General features: G+C 64.0%; 12 protein-coding genes. 2 read left to right on the top strand and 10 right to left on the bottom strand.

All coding sequences use genetic code 11. The annotated features are described in order from the left end of the window. The first annotated feature begins 217 nt into the window (after positions 1-217). Complete coding sequence (locus JYP50_RS11365; protein WP_206560636.1) at positions 218-3,508, top strand: amidohydrolase family protein; 3,291 nt, start codon at positions 218-220, stop codon at positions 3,506-3,508. Positions 3,509-3,586: 78 nt separating this feature from the next. On the opposite strand, the gene surE is transcribed toward JYP50_RS11365, so the two are convergent. Continuing rightward, the gene (gene surE, locus JYP50_RS11370; RefSeq protein WP_206560637.1) at positions 3,587-4,414 is read right to left on the bottom strand and encodes a 5'/3'-nucleotidase SurE; all 828 of its coding nucleotides are present in this window, start codon (positions 4,412-4,414) and stop codon (positions 3,587-3,589) included. A gap of 250 nt (positions 4,415-4,664) precedes the next feature. On the opposite strand from surE, the gene JYP50_RS11375 reads away from it, so the two are divergent. Beyond that, a complete protein-coding gene (locus tag JYP50_RS11375) occupies positions 4,665-5,963 on the top strand; it encodes an aminotransferase class III-fold pyridoxal phosphate-dependent enzyme (RefSeq protein ID WP_206560638.1) in 1,299 nt (432 codons plus the stop codon). A 180-nt stretch (positions 5,964-6,143) separates the two neighbouring features. Here JYP50_RS11375 and JYP50_RS11380 read toward each other — a convergent pair whose 3' ends face one another. The 9 genes from JYP50_RS11380 to JYP50_RS11420 all read right to left on the bottom strand — a co-directional run bounded on the left by JYP50_RS11380 (position 6,144) and on the right by JYP50_RS11420 (position 14,120). Further along, the gene (locus tag JYP50_RS11380; RefSeq protein ID WP_206560639.1) at positions 6,144-7,283 is read right to left on the bottom strand and encodes a DUF6607 family protein; all 1,140 of its coding nucleotides are present in this window, start codon (positions 7,281-7,283) and stop codon (positions 6,144-6,146) included. Continuing rightward, positions 7,280-8,662, bottom strand: coding sequence for a class II fumarate hydratase (locus JYP50_RS11385; RefSeq protein WP_206560640.1), 1,383 nt, complete (start codon positions 8,660-8,662; stop codon positions 7,280-7,282). Before JYP50_RS11385 ends, JYP50_RS11380 begins: the two co-directional genes overlap by 4 nt. A 25-nt stretch (positions 8,663-8,687) precedes the next feature. Further along, positions 8,688-9,023 carry a hypothetical protein gene (locus JYP50_RS11390; protein WP_206560641.1) on the bottom strand — a complete coding sequence of 112 codons (336 nt, stop codon included), beginning with the start codon at positions 9,021-9,023 and terminating at the stop codon, positions 8,688-8,690. Positions 9,024-9,152: 129 nt separating this feature from the next. Beyond that, entirely contained in the window at positions 9,153-10,496 is a 1,344-nt protein-coding gene (locus JYP50_RS11395; protein WP_206560642.1) for a tetratricopeptide repeat protein, read from the bottom strand. After that, positions 10,493-11,137, bottom strand: a complete 645-nt coding sequence (locus JYP50_RS11400) for an energy transducer TonB (RefSeq protein WP_206560643.1) — start codon at positions 11,135-11,137, stop codon at positions 10,493-10,495. Before JYP50_RS11400 ends, JYP50_RS11395 begins: the two co-directional genes overlap by 4 nt. Then, a complete protein-coding gene (locus JYP50_RS11405) occupies positions 11,137-11,565 on the bottom strand; it encodes an ExbD/TolR family protein (protein ID WP_241263051.1) in 429 nt (142 codons plus the stop codon). Before JYP50_RS11405 ends, JYP50_RS11400 begins: the two co-directional genes overlap by 1 nt. Further along, positions 11,562-11,936 carry a MotA/TolQ/ExbB proton channel family protein gene (locus JYP50_RS11410; protein ID WP_206560644.1) on the bottom strand — a complete coding sequence of 125 codons (375 nt, stop codon included), beginning with the start codon at positions 11,934-11,936 and terminating at the stop codon, positions 11,562-11,564. Before JYP50_RS11410 ends, JYP50_RS11405 begins: the two co-directional genes overlap by 4 nt. Continuing rightward, positions 11,933-13,288, bottom strand: a complete 1,356-nt coding sequence (locus tag JYP50_RS11415) for a MotA/TolQ/ExbB proton channel family protein (protein WP_206560645.1) — start codon at positions 13,286-13,288, stop codon at positions 11,933-11,935. Before JYP50_RS11415 ends, JYP50_RS11410 begins: the two co-directional genes overlap by 4 nt. Further along, positions 13,278-14,120 (bottom strand): DUF3450 family protein, encoded by an 843-nt coding sequence (locus JYP50_RS11420; RefSeq protein WP_206560646.1) that lies wholly within the window; start codon positions 14,118-14,120, stop codon positions 13,278-13,280. Before JYP50_RS11420 ends, JYP50_RS11415 begins: the two co-directional genes overlap by 11 nt. Positions 14,121-14,132 lie beyond the last annotated feature (12 nt).

A 14,132-nucleotide genomic window follows, 5' to 3' on the forward strand; every position in this document is an offset into this window, starting at 1 on the left:
GGTTGTAGTGCGGGGCTGCATTGCAGCCGGACCGGCACCGCGAAGTACTGCGGGCGCGCGCCAATTTGGACTATGACTTCAGTCCACGGGTTATCCTGGGTGCCCGGGCGGTGACAGGGGATCCGGGTGATCCCAATTCCAGCGATGTCACGCTTGGCAATTTCATGGATGATCTGCATATAAGACTTAATGTGAGCGTTCAATTTTAGGAAATTCCATGCAACTAGACTGGCATCAAGCTTATTCCCGTTGGATTTTTGGCGCCTACCGCGCGGCAACTGTCGGCGCCCTGTGCACCTTGTCGGGGCTCGTGGTCGCGGAGCCTGAGAAATGGGATGTTACCGATACGGGCCAACCTTCCCGGGAAGTCAGTTTTACCCTCACCGAAGGGACCTGGATGAGCGTGGATGTCAGTCCCGACGGCAACACCCTAGTCTTCGATCTCCTTGGCGATCTTTACACCATGCCCTCGACGGGCGGAAAGGCGACCCTGTTAAGGGGTGGCGCCGCGGTTGATCGCATCCCCAGCTTCAGCCCGGACGGAAAACGTGTTCTGTACATCAGCGACCGCAGTGGCGATGACAATGTCTGGAGCATTGCCCTCGATGGCACCGATGCCCGTAGCCTCACCAGCGAAACCACCCGGATCATGACCAACCCGTCCTGGAGTCCCGATGGACGCTACATCTACGCGACAGGGGTCGATATCGGCTACAGCGAACAGAAAAAGTCTTCCTTGCGGATCTATCACATAGATGGCGGAGCAGGGCATACCGTCGTAGACACTCCCCCCAATGGTCGCGATGTACAGGAGCCCAACCTCTCTCCCGATGGTCAATATCTCTACTACACGCAGCGGCTGGAGGATCATCACATCTTCGTCGATGCCAATCATGCCAACTACGCGACGATGCGACGGAATTTGTCCTCCGGCGAAACGGTGGAATTGATCCGGGGGTTCGGTGGGGCGCTGTCACCGCAGGTGTCGCCCGACAGCAAGCGCCTGGCATTTGTACGAAGGGTCAAGGACAAGACGGTACTCTTCGTCTACGAGCTTGAAACTGGAGAGCAGCGCCCCGTCTATGCCGAACTGGACCGGGATCAACAGGCGGATTTCTACCAGCAGGGTGTTTACTACCCTCAGTTCGATTGGTTTCCCGACAACCGGCATGTCGCCATCTGGGGCAAGGGCAAGCTGTACAAGGTTAATATGGATACCGGCGAGGCAGCGGAGATTCCCTTTGAAGTGGAATCACGTCACCGAATCATCGATACCGAGCGCTTTGCCGACCCGCTTGCACCTGAGCATATCACCGCAAAGGCCATACGTACGATCGCCATCACCAGGGATCAGCGTTCAGTCATCTTCCATGCGCTGGGTCACCTTTGGCGCAAGCCGCTGCCCGACGGGGTGCCCAGGCGGCTTACCTCGGCGAGCGCGTTCGAGTTTGAGCCGTCAATTTCGCCCGATGGCAGGCGACTAGCCTATGTCGAATGGGATGACGAGAAAGGCAGCAGTCTCATCGTGATGTCGATTACTGGTCGCGGGCGCACTACCGTCGTAAGTACGCGCGGCGTTATTCGACAGCCCGCCTTCTCTCCGGATGGCACTTATCTGGTCTACAACATCGATGAAGGCGACAAGGGGCTCAGCGGCTACCGGGCGACTTCCGGACTTTACCGGGTTCCGGTGAGCGGGGGTGACCCTCAGCGATTGGGTGGCGTGGCGCGGTACCCCGGGTTTGTTGAAGCCAGTGATAGGGTTTATTTTACCCAGGCTACGGCCGATGGCATGGGCATCTTCAGCGCGACAGCGGAGGGCTACGACCAACGGGCCCATGCCCTTGCCCGCGGTGCTGATCGCAGCGAGCTACAGTTGAGCCCCGATGGCAAGTGGTTGACCTTCAAGGAAAACCAACAGTACTACATCATGCCGTATCAGGAAACCGGGGCTGCCCTGGAAGCTTCCGCTGAGCATGCCCGGACTCCGCTGACGCGCCTGACCGCCAGCAGTGGGTACAACCTGGCCTGGAGCCCCGATTCCCGCGCTGTGTACTGGACCCTGGGTGATCAGCTGTTCCGGTGGACTATCGAGGATCTGGCGACAGGCCAGGCGCAATCTGCCGGCCCCCTGGCCCGATTCGGTCTCACCATTGCGGCAGATACTCCCGAGGGTCTGACCGCCTTCACTGGCGGCCAGGTCATCACGATGAACGGTGAGGAGATCATCGAGCGGGGTACGGTCCTGGTCGAGGGCAACCGGATCGTGGCCGTCGGGCCAGTGGAAGAGGTGGAGATACCCGCTTCCGCGAAGCGAATTGATACGGAGGGGAAAACGGTGATGCCCGGGCTGGTGGATATGCACGGGCATATCGATTGCTGTTATTACGGAGGTCTGATGCCGCAGAAGCACCCGAGTCATTACGCGGCCGCCTCTTTTGGCATCACCACCAACTACGATCCCTATACTTCGGAAATCGAGGCCTACGCCGCGACAGAAATGTTGCAGGCCGGGGTCCTTGTGGGTCCTCGTTTCATAACCACCGGCAAGGTCGTGTACGGGCGCAAGGGCAAGGGCGACAGGACCTATGTTCCGCTGTCTCGCTATGCCGACGCTGAGGACACAATGCGCAGGAAGCGGGCGTTCAATGGCCGTGTGGTCAAGAGTTACAAACAGTCGTCCCGGCGGGCGCGCCAGCAACTGGTCAAGGCCGGGCGTGAGGCGGGCGTGATGGTTGACGCCGAGGGGGAGAGCCATTTTTACCTCAATGTGGGCATGCTGCTGGATGGCCATATGGCGCTCGAGCACAATATCCCGGTGGCCAATCTTTACGATGACCTCATCCAACTGATGAAGCATGGTGGCGCCGCCAACACCCCGACCCTCAACGTCACCTTTGGTGAGATCATGGGTGAAAACTATCTCTACCAGACCACGCGAGCCTGGGAGGACCCAAAAATTCGGGCCTATGTGCACGGCACCACTTCCTCCTACAGCCCGGTAGGTACCCCGCATTCGGCCCCGGTTCACGTGCGTGCCATGACTACCCTGCATGCGGCGGATGAAATCTGGGATGTCGGTTTTCGCGCGGTGAGTCGGTCGATCAAGAAGCTTGATGACGCTGGAGTGATAATCAATGCGGGGTCCCACGGTCAGGTATATGGCCTGGCGCTGCACTGGGAAATGCAGTCGCTTGCCGAGGGCGGGATGAGCCATCACCGCGTTCTGCGCACAGCAACGCTCAATGGTGCCAGGACGCTGGGCCTAGAGGATCAGATCGGCTCGCTGGAGCCAGGAAAGCTGGCCGACATCATTGTCCTGGAGCGCGATCCACTCAGCGATATCAAGAATACCAATAGCGTGGAGCTCACGATGATCAACGGGCGGCTGTATGACAGTCTCAGCATGAACGAGATCGGTCACTACGATCGCCCACGGAGCAAGTTCTACTGGGAGCTGCCGGATTACCAGGGTATCGACTGGAATGAGGCCTGGTCGGGCCAGTAGTCCGGCGTCGGCAGCGGGTGCCTGTAGAGGGGCTGGTGAGTCGAACGGCCGGACTGTTAACAGAGCCCGGCCTCGCTTTCAGTCCCCGAGCCAGTCTGTCATGGCTTCCAGGGCACCAGTTGCTGTCCAGTCGATTTGCAGTGGCGTGACGACCGTAAACCCCCGGGCGTAGGCCGCCAGGTCGGTGTCCTCCCTGGCGGGCTCTGGATAAGAGAAGACCGGAGTGTAAGACTCGCCGTCACGGGTATACCCCTCCACTTTTATGTTGTCGCGACCCATGGCTGCGACCCGTAATCCGGAAGCTGCGGCGGGCACATTGACATTGAGGACAACGCCATCGGGTAGTCCCTCTGCACGTACTTTTTCGATGAGGTACTTTACCGATGTAAGCGCGGCGCCAAAATCGTTGGCATTGGCGGTTGCGCTGTCCAGCGAGACCGCGATAGCAGGAAGGCCGTAATAGGTTGCTTCCATGGCCGCGCCGACGGTACCGGAAAGATGGGAGAGTGAACCCAGGTTTTCGCCATGGTTGATTCCTGAGATCACCAGATCCACAGGAGCGGCAAGCGCATTCTGGTTCACGATGCCAAATCTGGCGGCGTCGGCCGGCAGCCCGTGTACCGCGTAGGCCTTGACGTTGCCGGCGACTGTCAGGGCCTCGATTTTCATTGGTCCCTCCCACAAGGCTGTGGCGTGACTGCTGCCACCATGCTTTTTCGCAGGAGCGGCCACGACAATCTCGTATAGCGGGTGCAGGGCTTCGACCATCGACTGGAGCCCCGCCGCGTAAATACCGTCGTCGTTGGTCAAGAGTATGCGGTACGGGGTGTCCGCACTGGCCGACGGTCCCGATAGCAGGACTCCTGACGCGAGAATCGAGATGGAAGTCATCGATTTAATTGACATGGCAACTGAAACTCCTGAGTGATTGCTGGATACCTTGCCGAGTGGATTCTAGCGAGCGCCCAGGCCCTGTCGGCATTGCATTCTTCAGTCTTCTTGTTGCCCTACCGGCACCGCGAGGAAAGCGAGTACCTGACGTGTTGCATTCGGGGCACCAATACAGCGCTTATAAGCATCTTCCGACACTCTTTGGCCGCCCCTAGACTTCAGGTGATGTTTCACGTTTTACAGTAATCCTGAGGAAGGACCGGAAATGAATCTCGATGCACACTGGATGCCATTCACCGCTAACAAGGCATTCAAGCAGAAGCCCGTACTGATGGAATCCTCCAGCGGGATGTACTGGACCTCCGAACAGGGCGATACCCTGCTGGACATGACCTCGGGGCTCTGGTGCACCAATCTCGGACACAGCCCCGCCAGAGTTGCGGAGGCAATGTACGAGGCATCCAGGAACCTGGGTTATGTCCCATCGTTCAACCTCGGGCATCGCGCTTCCTTCGAACTGGCCGAACGCCTGACAGAGCTTGCTCCCGGGAATCTGGACCACGTTTTCTTCACCAACTCGGGCTCGGAGGCGGTCGATACCGCGCTCAAGATAGCGATGGCCTACCACGCGGCCCGCGGCGAATCCGGCAGAAACCTGTTTATTGCCCGGGAGAGGGCCTATCACGGTGTCAACATGGGTGGGACCAGCGTTGCGGGTATCCGCGCCAATACCCGCCAGTTTCATCGCTGGGGGGAGGTGGATCATTTGCCCCATACCCACGACCTTGCCCGTAATGCATTTTCCCGTGGCCTGCCGGCCCATGGGGTGGAAAAGGCACAAGCGCTGAATGACCTGATTGCGCTTCACGGGAGCGACAGGATCGCCGCCGTGCTGGTAGAACCGGTCGCGGGTGCGGGCGGTGTACTCCCGCCGCCGGCGGGCTATTTGCGGGCCCTGCGAGAGATCTGTGATGAGCACGGCATCCTGTTGATTTTTGATGAAGTAGTGACGGCCTTTGGGAGGGTCGGTGCGTTCACCGCTTCCATAGAATTCGACGTCATTCCTGACATGTTCACCTCGGCCAAGGGGCTGACCAGCGGTGCTGTGCCCATGGGTGCCACTTTTTGCAGTGCTGATATTTACCAGACGGTGGTCAACTCGGAGGAGGGGATCGAACTCTGGCACGGCTATACCTATTCGGCGCACCCCATCGCTTGTGCCGCTGCAAGTGCCTGTCTCGATATCTATCTCGAGGAATCCCTTTTCACAAGGGTCAATGAGGGAATCGGTCGTGAATTTGAGGACGCAGTGCACAGCCTCGCGGATCTCCCTCAGGTAGTGGATATCCGCAACTATGGATTGTTGGCGGCAATTGAGTTTGCCCCCAATGCCGACGGGCTACCCTATGGCACCCAGATATTTCGCAAGGGGCTCGAATCCGGTCTGATGGTTCGTGGCGCCGGGGACAGTGTCATCCTCTCTCCCCCATTGATTATGGAGAGCCGGCATCTTGACGAGTTTGTTGAGAAAGTGCGTTCTGTAGCGAAAGTAATCTGGGAATAGATGGCGTGTGGAGAGTAGCTGGTGGTCCATGAACCAGCGAAAAGTGGCGTCTCATCGTCAGCATCATTGCTTGGCCTCGTTCACCGAATGGGTAAAGCCGGATTACACCTACACCGATCCGGAGCAGAAGACCGGAGATTTCGCCGGGGAGCCGCCGCTGTCGCGACGGCAAGCAGGTGGTCAGGGGTCCCCGGAGGTGACGGTGAAGCGGGCCAGGGTGGAGTCGACGAAGCGGCGGGCCGCCTCGCGATCGAAACTGTCGCTGTGCTCGATGTCGCCGGCATAGGCAAACATCGCCTCGAACAACTTCTGTCCCTCCACCTGCTGTTTTACGCGCACCTTCGCGTGCTGTTCCAGCAGCGTGTCCCAGGCCCGGCGAACTTCAGCCCAGAAAGGGGCGGTGCGCTGCCAGTAGTGATCGCCGGGTTTGAAATCGTGCCCGGAAATACGCTCGTAGCGATTGAGTCCGGCTTCGCGCGCGAGATAGGGTTGTTCAGCGTGGGGTTCGCCCTTTGCATCCAGCACCAACTTGAGGTTGTCGGACTCCTGTGTCCAGCCGGTGGGTACGATGGTATGGCGGTTGCTGCCGGCGAGTACATCGTAGTCGTCGCGCACGCTGAACTCGCGTCGCGGCAGGGGCCGCCAGGTGTCTTCGCTCGCCCAGGTGGAGACATTGCCGGCGTGGAGCCAGCGCCCGATATCCTCGTAGCGCGGGGAGTCGTCCACCTGGTACACGGCCTGGGACCAGGTGCCCTTGACATCGTCGGCGCCGAGCCGGCGCCGCTCCCAGGTACGATTGCCCGTGTAGACGTTGATTAGCCTGTCCTCGTAGCGCCAGTCCTGGCGCCAGTGCTTCATCACCATGGGTTCCGATACGGTGCCATCGGCCGACTCGAACACCATCACCATGATGTGCTGCAGGCTGATGAAATCGGGTTCGTCGGCCACCACGTAGACGTATTCCGTGCCCCAGGACTGGTAGGGTCGGGGTGGCGTATACCCGGGAGTGAAACCCATGGTTTCGATAAAATCAAAGCTGGCGCGGTAGGGCCCCGCCATGGCGAGAATGGCGCGCCGGTCGCGCTCCTTGTCCGCCAGCCCCGGCTCGCGCAGTGCTAGCCAGGCATCACCGGGTTCCTTATCCAGGGTGACCGCGGGCCCGGAGGTGCTGCCGCCCCGGGGCCGCATGTCGCCCTCCTCGATGAAGGGCCAGGCGTAGGTGTACTGGCGCGCCTGATATTGCTCGGCGGCGCCGGTGTAGATAGCGGCCGCCAGCAGGGTGGCGCCGAGGGCGAGTGATGCGCGCAGTGGACGAGTCATTCCACACCCCCGTCCGCCAGCCGCGCCGGGTCCAGCAGTTCCAGCAGTTGCTCGCGGTCCAGGTCGGTCTCCTCTTGGGCCACGTCAACGATCGGACGTCCCGCGGCGTAGGCTTTCTTGGCCACTTCGGCCGCTTTCTGGTAGCCGATGATCGGGTTGAGGGCGGTGACCAGGATGGGGTTGCGCGACAGCGGGCCCTGCAGTTGCTCCTCGCGCACCCGGAAGCCGGCGATGGCCTTGTCCGCCAGCAGGCGGCTGGCGTTGGCCAGCAGTTCGATGCTGTCCAGCAGGCGCTCGGCGATCAATGGCAGCATCACGTTGAGTTCGAAATTGCCCGACTGGCCCGCCACCGCGATGGTGGCGTCGTTGCCCATGACCTGGGCACAGACCATGGCCGCGGCCTCGGGGATCACCGGGTTCACCTTGCCAGGCATGATCGAGGAGCCCGGTTGCAGCGCCTCCAGTTCGATCTCGCCGAGCCCCGCCAGCGGCCCGGAGTTCATCCAGCGCAGGTCGTTGGCGATTTTCATCAGCGACACCGCGCTGCCGCGCAGTTGTCCCGACAGCGCCACCGCGGCGTCCTGGGAGCTGATATGGGCGAAGAAGTTGGCGGCTCTCTGGAACTTGAGGCCGCTCAGTTCCGACAGCGCCAGCGCGAACTGTTCGGCGAATTCGGGGTGGGCGTTGATGCCGGTGCCCACCGCGGTGCCGCCCTGGGCGAGGCTGCGCAGGTCGACCTTTGCCAGCTCCAGGCGCGCCTGGTTGAGTTGCACCTGTTCCGCCCAGGCGTCCAGGCTTTGGCTCATGCGCACCGGCATCGCGTCCATCAGGTGGGTGCGCCCGGTTTTGATGTACTGGTGTACTTCCCTGGCCTTGATCCGGGTGGTTCGGATCAGGTGGGAAAGCGCGGACAACAATTGCTCCTCGAGGGCCAGGGTGGCGCTGACGTGAATCGCGGTGGGAATCACGTCGTTGCTGCTCTGGCCGCGATTCACGTGGTCGTTGGGGTGCACCGCCTTGCCGCTCAGGCGAGTGGCGAGGGTCGCCAGCACTTCGTTGGCATTCATATTCGAGCTGGTGCCGGACCCGGTCTGGAACACGTCCACCGGAAAATGCTCCATCAACCGCGGGTCGTCCCGCAGCTGCGCCGCCGCCGCGACAATGGCCTCGCCGAGGTCGCTGTCGAGTTCGCCGAGCTTGACGTTGGCGCTGGCGGCGGCGGATTTGATCAATAACAGGGCGCGCACGAAGCCCGCGGGCATGCGCCGGCCGCTGACGGGAAAGTTGTTGACGGCGCGCTGGGTCTGGGCGGCGTAGAGGGCCTGCGAGGGGACCTCCAATTCGCCCATGCTGTCGCGTTCGATTCGGGTCGTGGTCATGGTGCTGCTCCGGCGGGTCGTTGGGTCAGGCGCCCAGGTTGATGGACTTGAGTTGGGTGAATAACAGGGCGACGTCCTCGCGACTGAGTGCGTTGTTCGCCAGCTGTCGCAATTCATACAGGGGGCGGTAGATCACGTTCAGGCAGGTTCGCCGCCAGTGTGACGGATTGTTGGCGTCCTCTACTGTCTCGTAGAGTAGAACGTACTGGGCGCGGAGTCGAAGGCGACGCTGCAACAGGGTCTCGGTCTCCGGCGCTGAGTCCAGCTCGAAAAACAGTTTGATCAGCCCGGGGTTATCGGGCTCCTCGGCGTAGCGGATCTTTCGTCGCAGTACTTCTATCTGTAAAAACTCCGGCAGCATGGGCTCGGCTTCCTGGCGTGGTTACACAGTGCGGGTGGCGACCGGTTTTGTCCCCGGTGTCCGCTGGCACAACACCCTAATATAAATGATAATCATTCGCAACAATGGTGCCGCGAAAGACGTTATCCCCTAGTGCCGGCCCAGCGCGACCAGCCGTTCGAGGCTGGCGATATTGCGCCCGAGACCCGGGTGGTGCGGGTTGAGTTCCCGCACGCGCAGCAGGTGGTCGAGGGCGCGGGAGTAGTCGGCCTGGGCCACCGCCAGCCGCGCCCGTCCCAGGCTGGCCTGCTCCTCGAAGCCCTCCAGGGCGGCGGCGCGCTCGAACAGCGTCGCCGCCCGGTGGGGCCGGGGATCGCGCTCCAGTTCCGCCAGCGCCAGCAGCGCGCGGCCGTTTGCCGGGTCGATGTCGATGGCCCGCTCGAGGCTGTTGCGGGCCCGGTCGGTCTGTTCGTTCGCCAGCTCGATACGGCTGCGGGCCGCGTACACCCGGCTGCGTTCGCGGGCGCCCAGCGTCTTTCCCCGGGTTTCCAGGCTATCGGCCAGCCGTCGCGCCGCGGGCCACTCCTGTCGCTGCACCAACCAGTCGAGGGTTTGTACCAAGGGGGTGGCGTGGGCCGCGTCGAGCTTCCCCATGCTGCCCTCCAGCAGGGCCACACCGCGCGTCAGGCTGCCCTCGCGCAAGTGCAGCTGGGCCGCCACCAGGGCGCTTTCGGGTGGCAGCGAGCCCAGTCGGGAAGCGACTTCCAGCGCGGCTAGCGCGGCCACCGGGTCGCCGGTATTCAGCGCCAGGTTGCTGTACTGCAACCACAGATCGGCATCGTTGCCGTCGCGGCCCAGTCCCTCTTCGACCAGAGCCCGCGCGGCCTCGAAATGCCGCGCCTTGACCAGTGCGTACAGCAGGCCCTGCTGCCACTGCTTGTTGTCCGGCTCCAGGAACAGGGCCTGGCGGTAGCCGGCAATGGCGCTGGCGGGGGACCGGGTCTCCAGGTTCAGGTAGGCGAGCTGCCCGTAGAGTTGCGCATCGTTGGCCCCCAGGGCGATGGCGCGCGCGATATGGTGTCGCGCCGCTTCCGGTTTGTCCTGACGCAGGTAGACCATGCCCAAGCCGCGGTGAGCGCGCTGGAAATCCGGCATTTTTTCCAGGGTCGCCAGGTAGGCCACGCGGGCGCCCTCGGGATCGTTGGCGGCCAGGTGCAGCTGGGCCTTGACGAAGAGCAGGGCGGCGCTGAATTGACTGTCGTCCATCTGTGCCAGCCGGGTGATGGCGCGCCGGTACTCGCCCTGTTGCACCAGCGGGCGTAGCTCGCTGGCGATTGCCTGTTCCTCGGGGCGCAGTCCCGCCTCGCGCGAACGCAGGGGTTCGATGTTGCTGTCCAGAACCCATTGCGGCGGCGGCAGGCGCAGTTGCTGGTCGAGGGCGGCGGTCGCGTTCGTCCAGCACAGCAGGCCGAAGTACAACAACAGGCGCGTCATTGGCGAATCTCCAGGGGCCAGATAAAGCGGGCTCGCGCCGCCTCGCCCTTGCTGGTCGGGGGTGAAAAACGGCTGCCACGGACGATGTCGCGGATCGCCGCGTCGAGAACTGGATAGGGGTTGTCGACAATTTCCACCAGGGAGGGCACGCCCTGCTCGTCGATAAACACATCCAGTTTGACCACCGCGCGCGCAATATTGCGACGCGCCAGGTCGCTGGGCCAGGGCGCCCGGTACAGGGCGACCACGCGCGGTGGCGCGTCCAGCGCGTCCACCGACAGCGCCTGCCAGTCGACGCTCAGGTCTCGCTCCCAGGCCATGTCCGGCTGTGGTGGCGCCGGGTCTCGCACCGCGACGTGATCCAGCACCGCGGAGGGGTCCACCGGTGCGATGGCGACCGGTGAGGCCTCACTGGCGACCGCCAGGTCCAGGGTCGGGATCCGGTCGGCGTGTTGCATGGATACCGGGGTCGGTGGCGGCGGGGGCGGCGGCAGGGCGAGTGCGGTGCCGCGCACCAGCAATTCGGGTTTTTCGGCCGTTACCTCGCCGGTGTAGTACATCACCGATGCCAGTGCCGCTAGCAGCAGCAGCGACACCGCCAGTGCCCGCCGTGTCGCGGACGGGGCCGTGGCCGGGCGCATCAGATTGCGCCCGCCTCGGTGCGGGTGGCTATGCTGACATCCGCGGCACCAGCCAGTTTCGCCGCGTCCAGCACCTTGACCAGCAGGCCGGAGGGCGCCGCGCTGTCGGCCTGGATTACCACCGGGCGCTGCTGCCGGCGCAGCAGCGGTTCCAGGGTGCGACGCACGCCCTCGGCGCCGATGTCATTGCCGGCGTGGATCACCCTGCCGCTATCGGTGATCGCCAGCAGTACCACCGACTGTGGCAGTTGTTGCGCGGACAGCGCCCGGGGCTTGTCGATCTCCACCCCGGTTTCGCGCACGAATACCGTAGTGACGATGAAAAAGATCAGCAGAATGAAGACCACGTCGAGCAGTGGCGAGAGGTCGATGCCGCGCCCGGCGTGTTCGGTGTCGAACCGCTGCTGCAGGCTGGGCCGCAGGCTCATTCCCGTGCCGCCCGCGCGCGGCAGGCGCGCAACCATTGGTGCAGGAACCAGGCGGGAATCGCGGTGAGCAGACCCCACTCGGTGGTGTAGAGGGCGGCGGCGATACCCCCGGCCAGCTGCTGCCCCATGTCCGCGCCTGCACCCGTGGACAGGGCGTGAAAGGCCTGCAACAGGCCGCCGATCGTACCCAGCAGTCCCAGTAGCGGCAGGGCGGCGATCAGCGCGGTCGCGGGCGCCGACCAGGACCCCCCGGCGACCGGCGGCAGGCCGGCCCGGGTAACCAGAATCTCCCGCAGCAGCAGGAAATAGGTGGCCGCGGCGAGCACCAGGATGCACCACATCACCGGGTTGGCCAGCAGTGCGTGATTCACGCCGCGCGCTCCTGCCAGCGGCTGAGAGTAATCGCGGTGTCCTCCACCAGGGCCAGGAGCTGGCGGGACCAGCGCGACAGCACGGTGTGCAGCAGCAGCGCGGGAATGGCCACGACCAGCCCCAGTTCGGTGGTAATCAGGGCCTTGGATATACCGCTGGACACGGCCTCGGGATCGCCGGCGCCGAACAGGGTCATTAACTGGAAGGTCTCGATCATGCCGCTCACGGTGCCCAGCAGCCCCAGCAGCGGGGACACCGCGGCAACCACGGTGAGTGTGCCGAGCCAGCTGTCCAGCGCGCGCTTGTAGTGGCTGATTTCGCTGAACAGCCGGTCGTCCCGCGCGGTGCCCGCCGGCGTGGACAGGGTGATATCCAGCAGGCGCGTGGTAACCCCGTCGCCGGTAGCGAGACGCGAGCGCAACTGCTCCAGCGTCTCGCCACCGCCATCGCCACCGTCTTCGGCGAGCGTGGACGGCAACGCCGCCGCGCCTTGGGGCGCCAGGCGGCGGAAATGCAACAGTTTGCCGGCGCTCACCAGCAGGGCCGCCAGCCCCATGGCGAGGATCGGCAACACCCAGATACCGCCCCGCGATACGTGATCGACCACAGAGGACGTCCCGTTGCCGGTGGCGAAGCCGTATTCCAGGGTCGGGTCCAGGCTGAGATGCCCGCGCCCCTCCCGGCGCAGTGTCGCCAGGGCATCGGTGGCGTCATCGCCCAGTTCGATCCGCACCCGGGGCGGGCCGTCGTCCCGGTGCTCGAGCAGGCCGCTGGCACCGCTGTCCTCGCGCAGGTACCAGCTGACCGGACCGATTCCGAGGGTCATCGCCGGAACCAGCTCGCCGCTGTCGAGGACGATCTGCCGCTCGCGCCAGGTGGGAATGACCCGCCGTGCCGAGGTGTCGACCAGGGCTCGCAGTGTGTCCAGGCGCTGTTCCGGCAAGGTGCCGCCGGGATAGCGGTCGATGTATTCGTCGATCAGCCGGTGCTGGTAGGCGCTCTGCTCCCGCCATTCGCCCAGTCGCGTCTCCAGGTTGGCAAGGGTAATGTCCCGCTCGTCGGCGGCGCGCCGGGCGGCGGCGTTTTGATCGCGCAGCGCGCCGACTTCCGTTTCCAGCGCCTGCAGGCGGCGCGACAGTTCGCGGCGCTCGCGGTTGATGCGCGTCTCGCTGGCGGACAGGGCCTGGCGGGCGGCCTGGATTTCCCCGGCGAGTCCGGCACTGGCGATATCCAGGCCGCCCGCGGCGTGATTACCGCTCACCGCGAGCAGCAGACCGAGGGCCCAGCCCCGCGCGCGTTCGCCCCGCTGACGCGGTCCGCGCCGGGGGTAACCACGAGGCTCAAGGTTCATGCCGCACTCCGGCAAGTGCGTCATCGCTGTCGCTGAGCGCCACCGGTAGGCTGATCAGCCCCCGTCGGCCCCGGCTCTCGAGCATCGCCATGGCCTCGAGCAGGTTGTCGGGATCCAGTGCCGGGTTTTCCTCCCAGACCCAACCCGACGCGCTGGCGCGACCGGTGCCCCGGTGCTCGCCGTTGGCGGAGATGTACCAGGCGTGAGAGGCGCCGAGATAGAGCTGCCTGACGTGCAGGCGGCCGCTCTCGCCCCGGTCGATCTCGCCCTCGGCCAAGGTGGTTGCCTGCTGGAAGTCATCCAACATGCCGAACAGTTCCAGGTGGCGCTGCAATGCGGCGCTGGGGTTGTCCGGGGGCAGGTCCTGCTCGAGCTGGTCCGCCCAGGTCCGCGCCAGCGGCGGCGGCAGCGAGGGCTGCAGGGTACGGGCCAGGTGTCGGAGATAGCGGTTGAGGTCCGCCACTCGCCCCTGTTCATCCTCCAGGGCCTGTTGCGCCCGCAGCAGTTCCGCGCGCGCCTCGGCGATCGCATCGTCGCTGTCGTCGTGGCTGGCAATGGCCCCCTGCAATTGCTCGCGTTCCCGCGACAGCAGTTCCACCCGCAGCGCCAGGGCCTGTTTTTCCTGTTGCCACTGAGCCGCAATCTGTTGTTGTTGACGTTCCAGCGCGAGCCACTGCGCCGCCATGTCGCGGACGCTCTCGACGGGATTGTCGGCGGCGAACGCCGACGGGCCCGCAAACGCCAGGGCCGCGGCCAGGGCCAGTAGCGGCGATCGCCGCCGGCGGGAGCGTGTGGCGGGGGTGGGGGTCGTGGCGGTGGGAATGTTGTTCATGGCGCCCGGCAA

It is taken from the genome of Parahaliea mediterranea (assembly GCF_017255185.1).
GTDB lineage: Bacteria > Pseudomonadota > Gammaproteobacteria > Pseudomonadales > Halieaceae > JAFKCZ01.

Coding starts and splice junctions, on each gene's coding strand:
- JYP50_RS11365 (WP_206560636.1), top strand. CDS start 218: ATGCAACTAGACTGGCATCAAGCTTATTCCCGTTGGATTTTTGGCGCC.
- surE (WP_206560637.1), bottom strand. CDS start 4,414: ATGTCAATTAAATCGATGACTTCCATCTCGATTCTCGCGTCAGGAGTC.
- JYP50_RS11375 (WP_206560638.1), top strand. CDS start 4,665: ATGAATCTCGATGCACACTGGATGCCATTCACCGCTAACAAGGCATTC.
- JYP50_RS11380 (WP_206560639.1), bottom strand. CDS start 7,283: ATGACTCGTCCACTGCGCGCATCACTCGCCCTCGGCGCCACCCTGCTG.
- JYP50_RS11385 (WP_206560640.1), bottom strand. CDS start 8,662: ATGACCACGACCCGAATCGAACGCGACAGCATGGGCGAATTGGAGGTC.
- JYP50_RS11390 (WP_206560641.1), bottom strand. CDS start 9,023: ATGCTGCCGGAGTTTTTACAGATAGAAGTACTGCGACGAAAGATCCGC.
- JYP50_RS11395 (WP_206560642.1), bottom strand. CDS start 10,496: ATGACGCGCCTGTTGTTGTACTTCGGCCTGCTGTGCTGGACGAACGCG.
- JYP50_RS11400 (WP_206560643.1), bottom strand. CDS start 11,137: ATGCGCCCGGCCACGGCCCCGTCCGCGACACGGCGGGCACTGGCGGTG.
- JYP50_RS11405 (WP_241263051.1), bottom strand. CDS start 11,565: ATGAGCCTGCGGCCCAGCCTGCAGCAGCGGTTCGACACCGAACACGCC.
- JYP50_RS11415 (WP_206560645.1), bottom strand. CDS start 13,288: ATGAACCTTGAGCCTCGTGGTTACCCCCGGCGCGGACCGCGTCAGCGG.
- JYP50_RS11420 (WP_206560646.1), bottom strand. CDS start 14,120: ATGAACAACATTCCCACCGCCACGACCCCCACCCCCGCCACACGCTCC.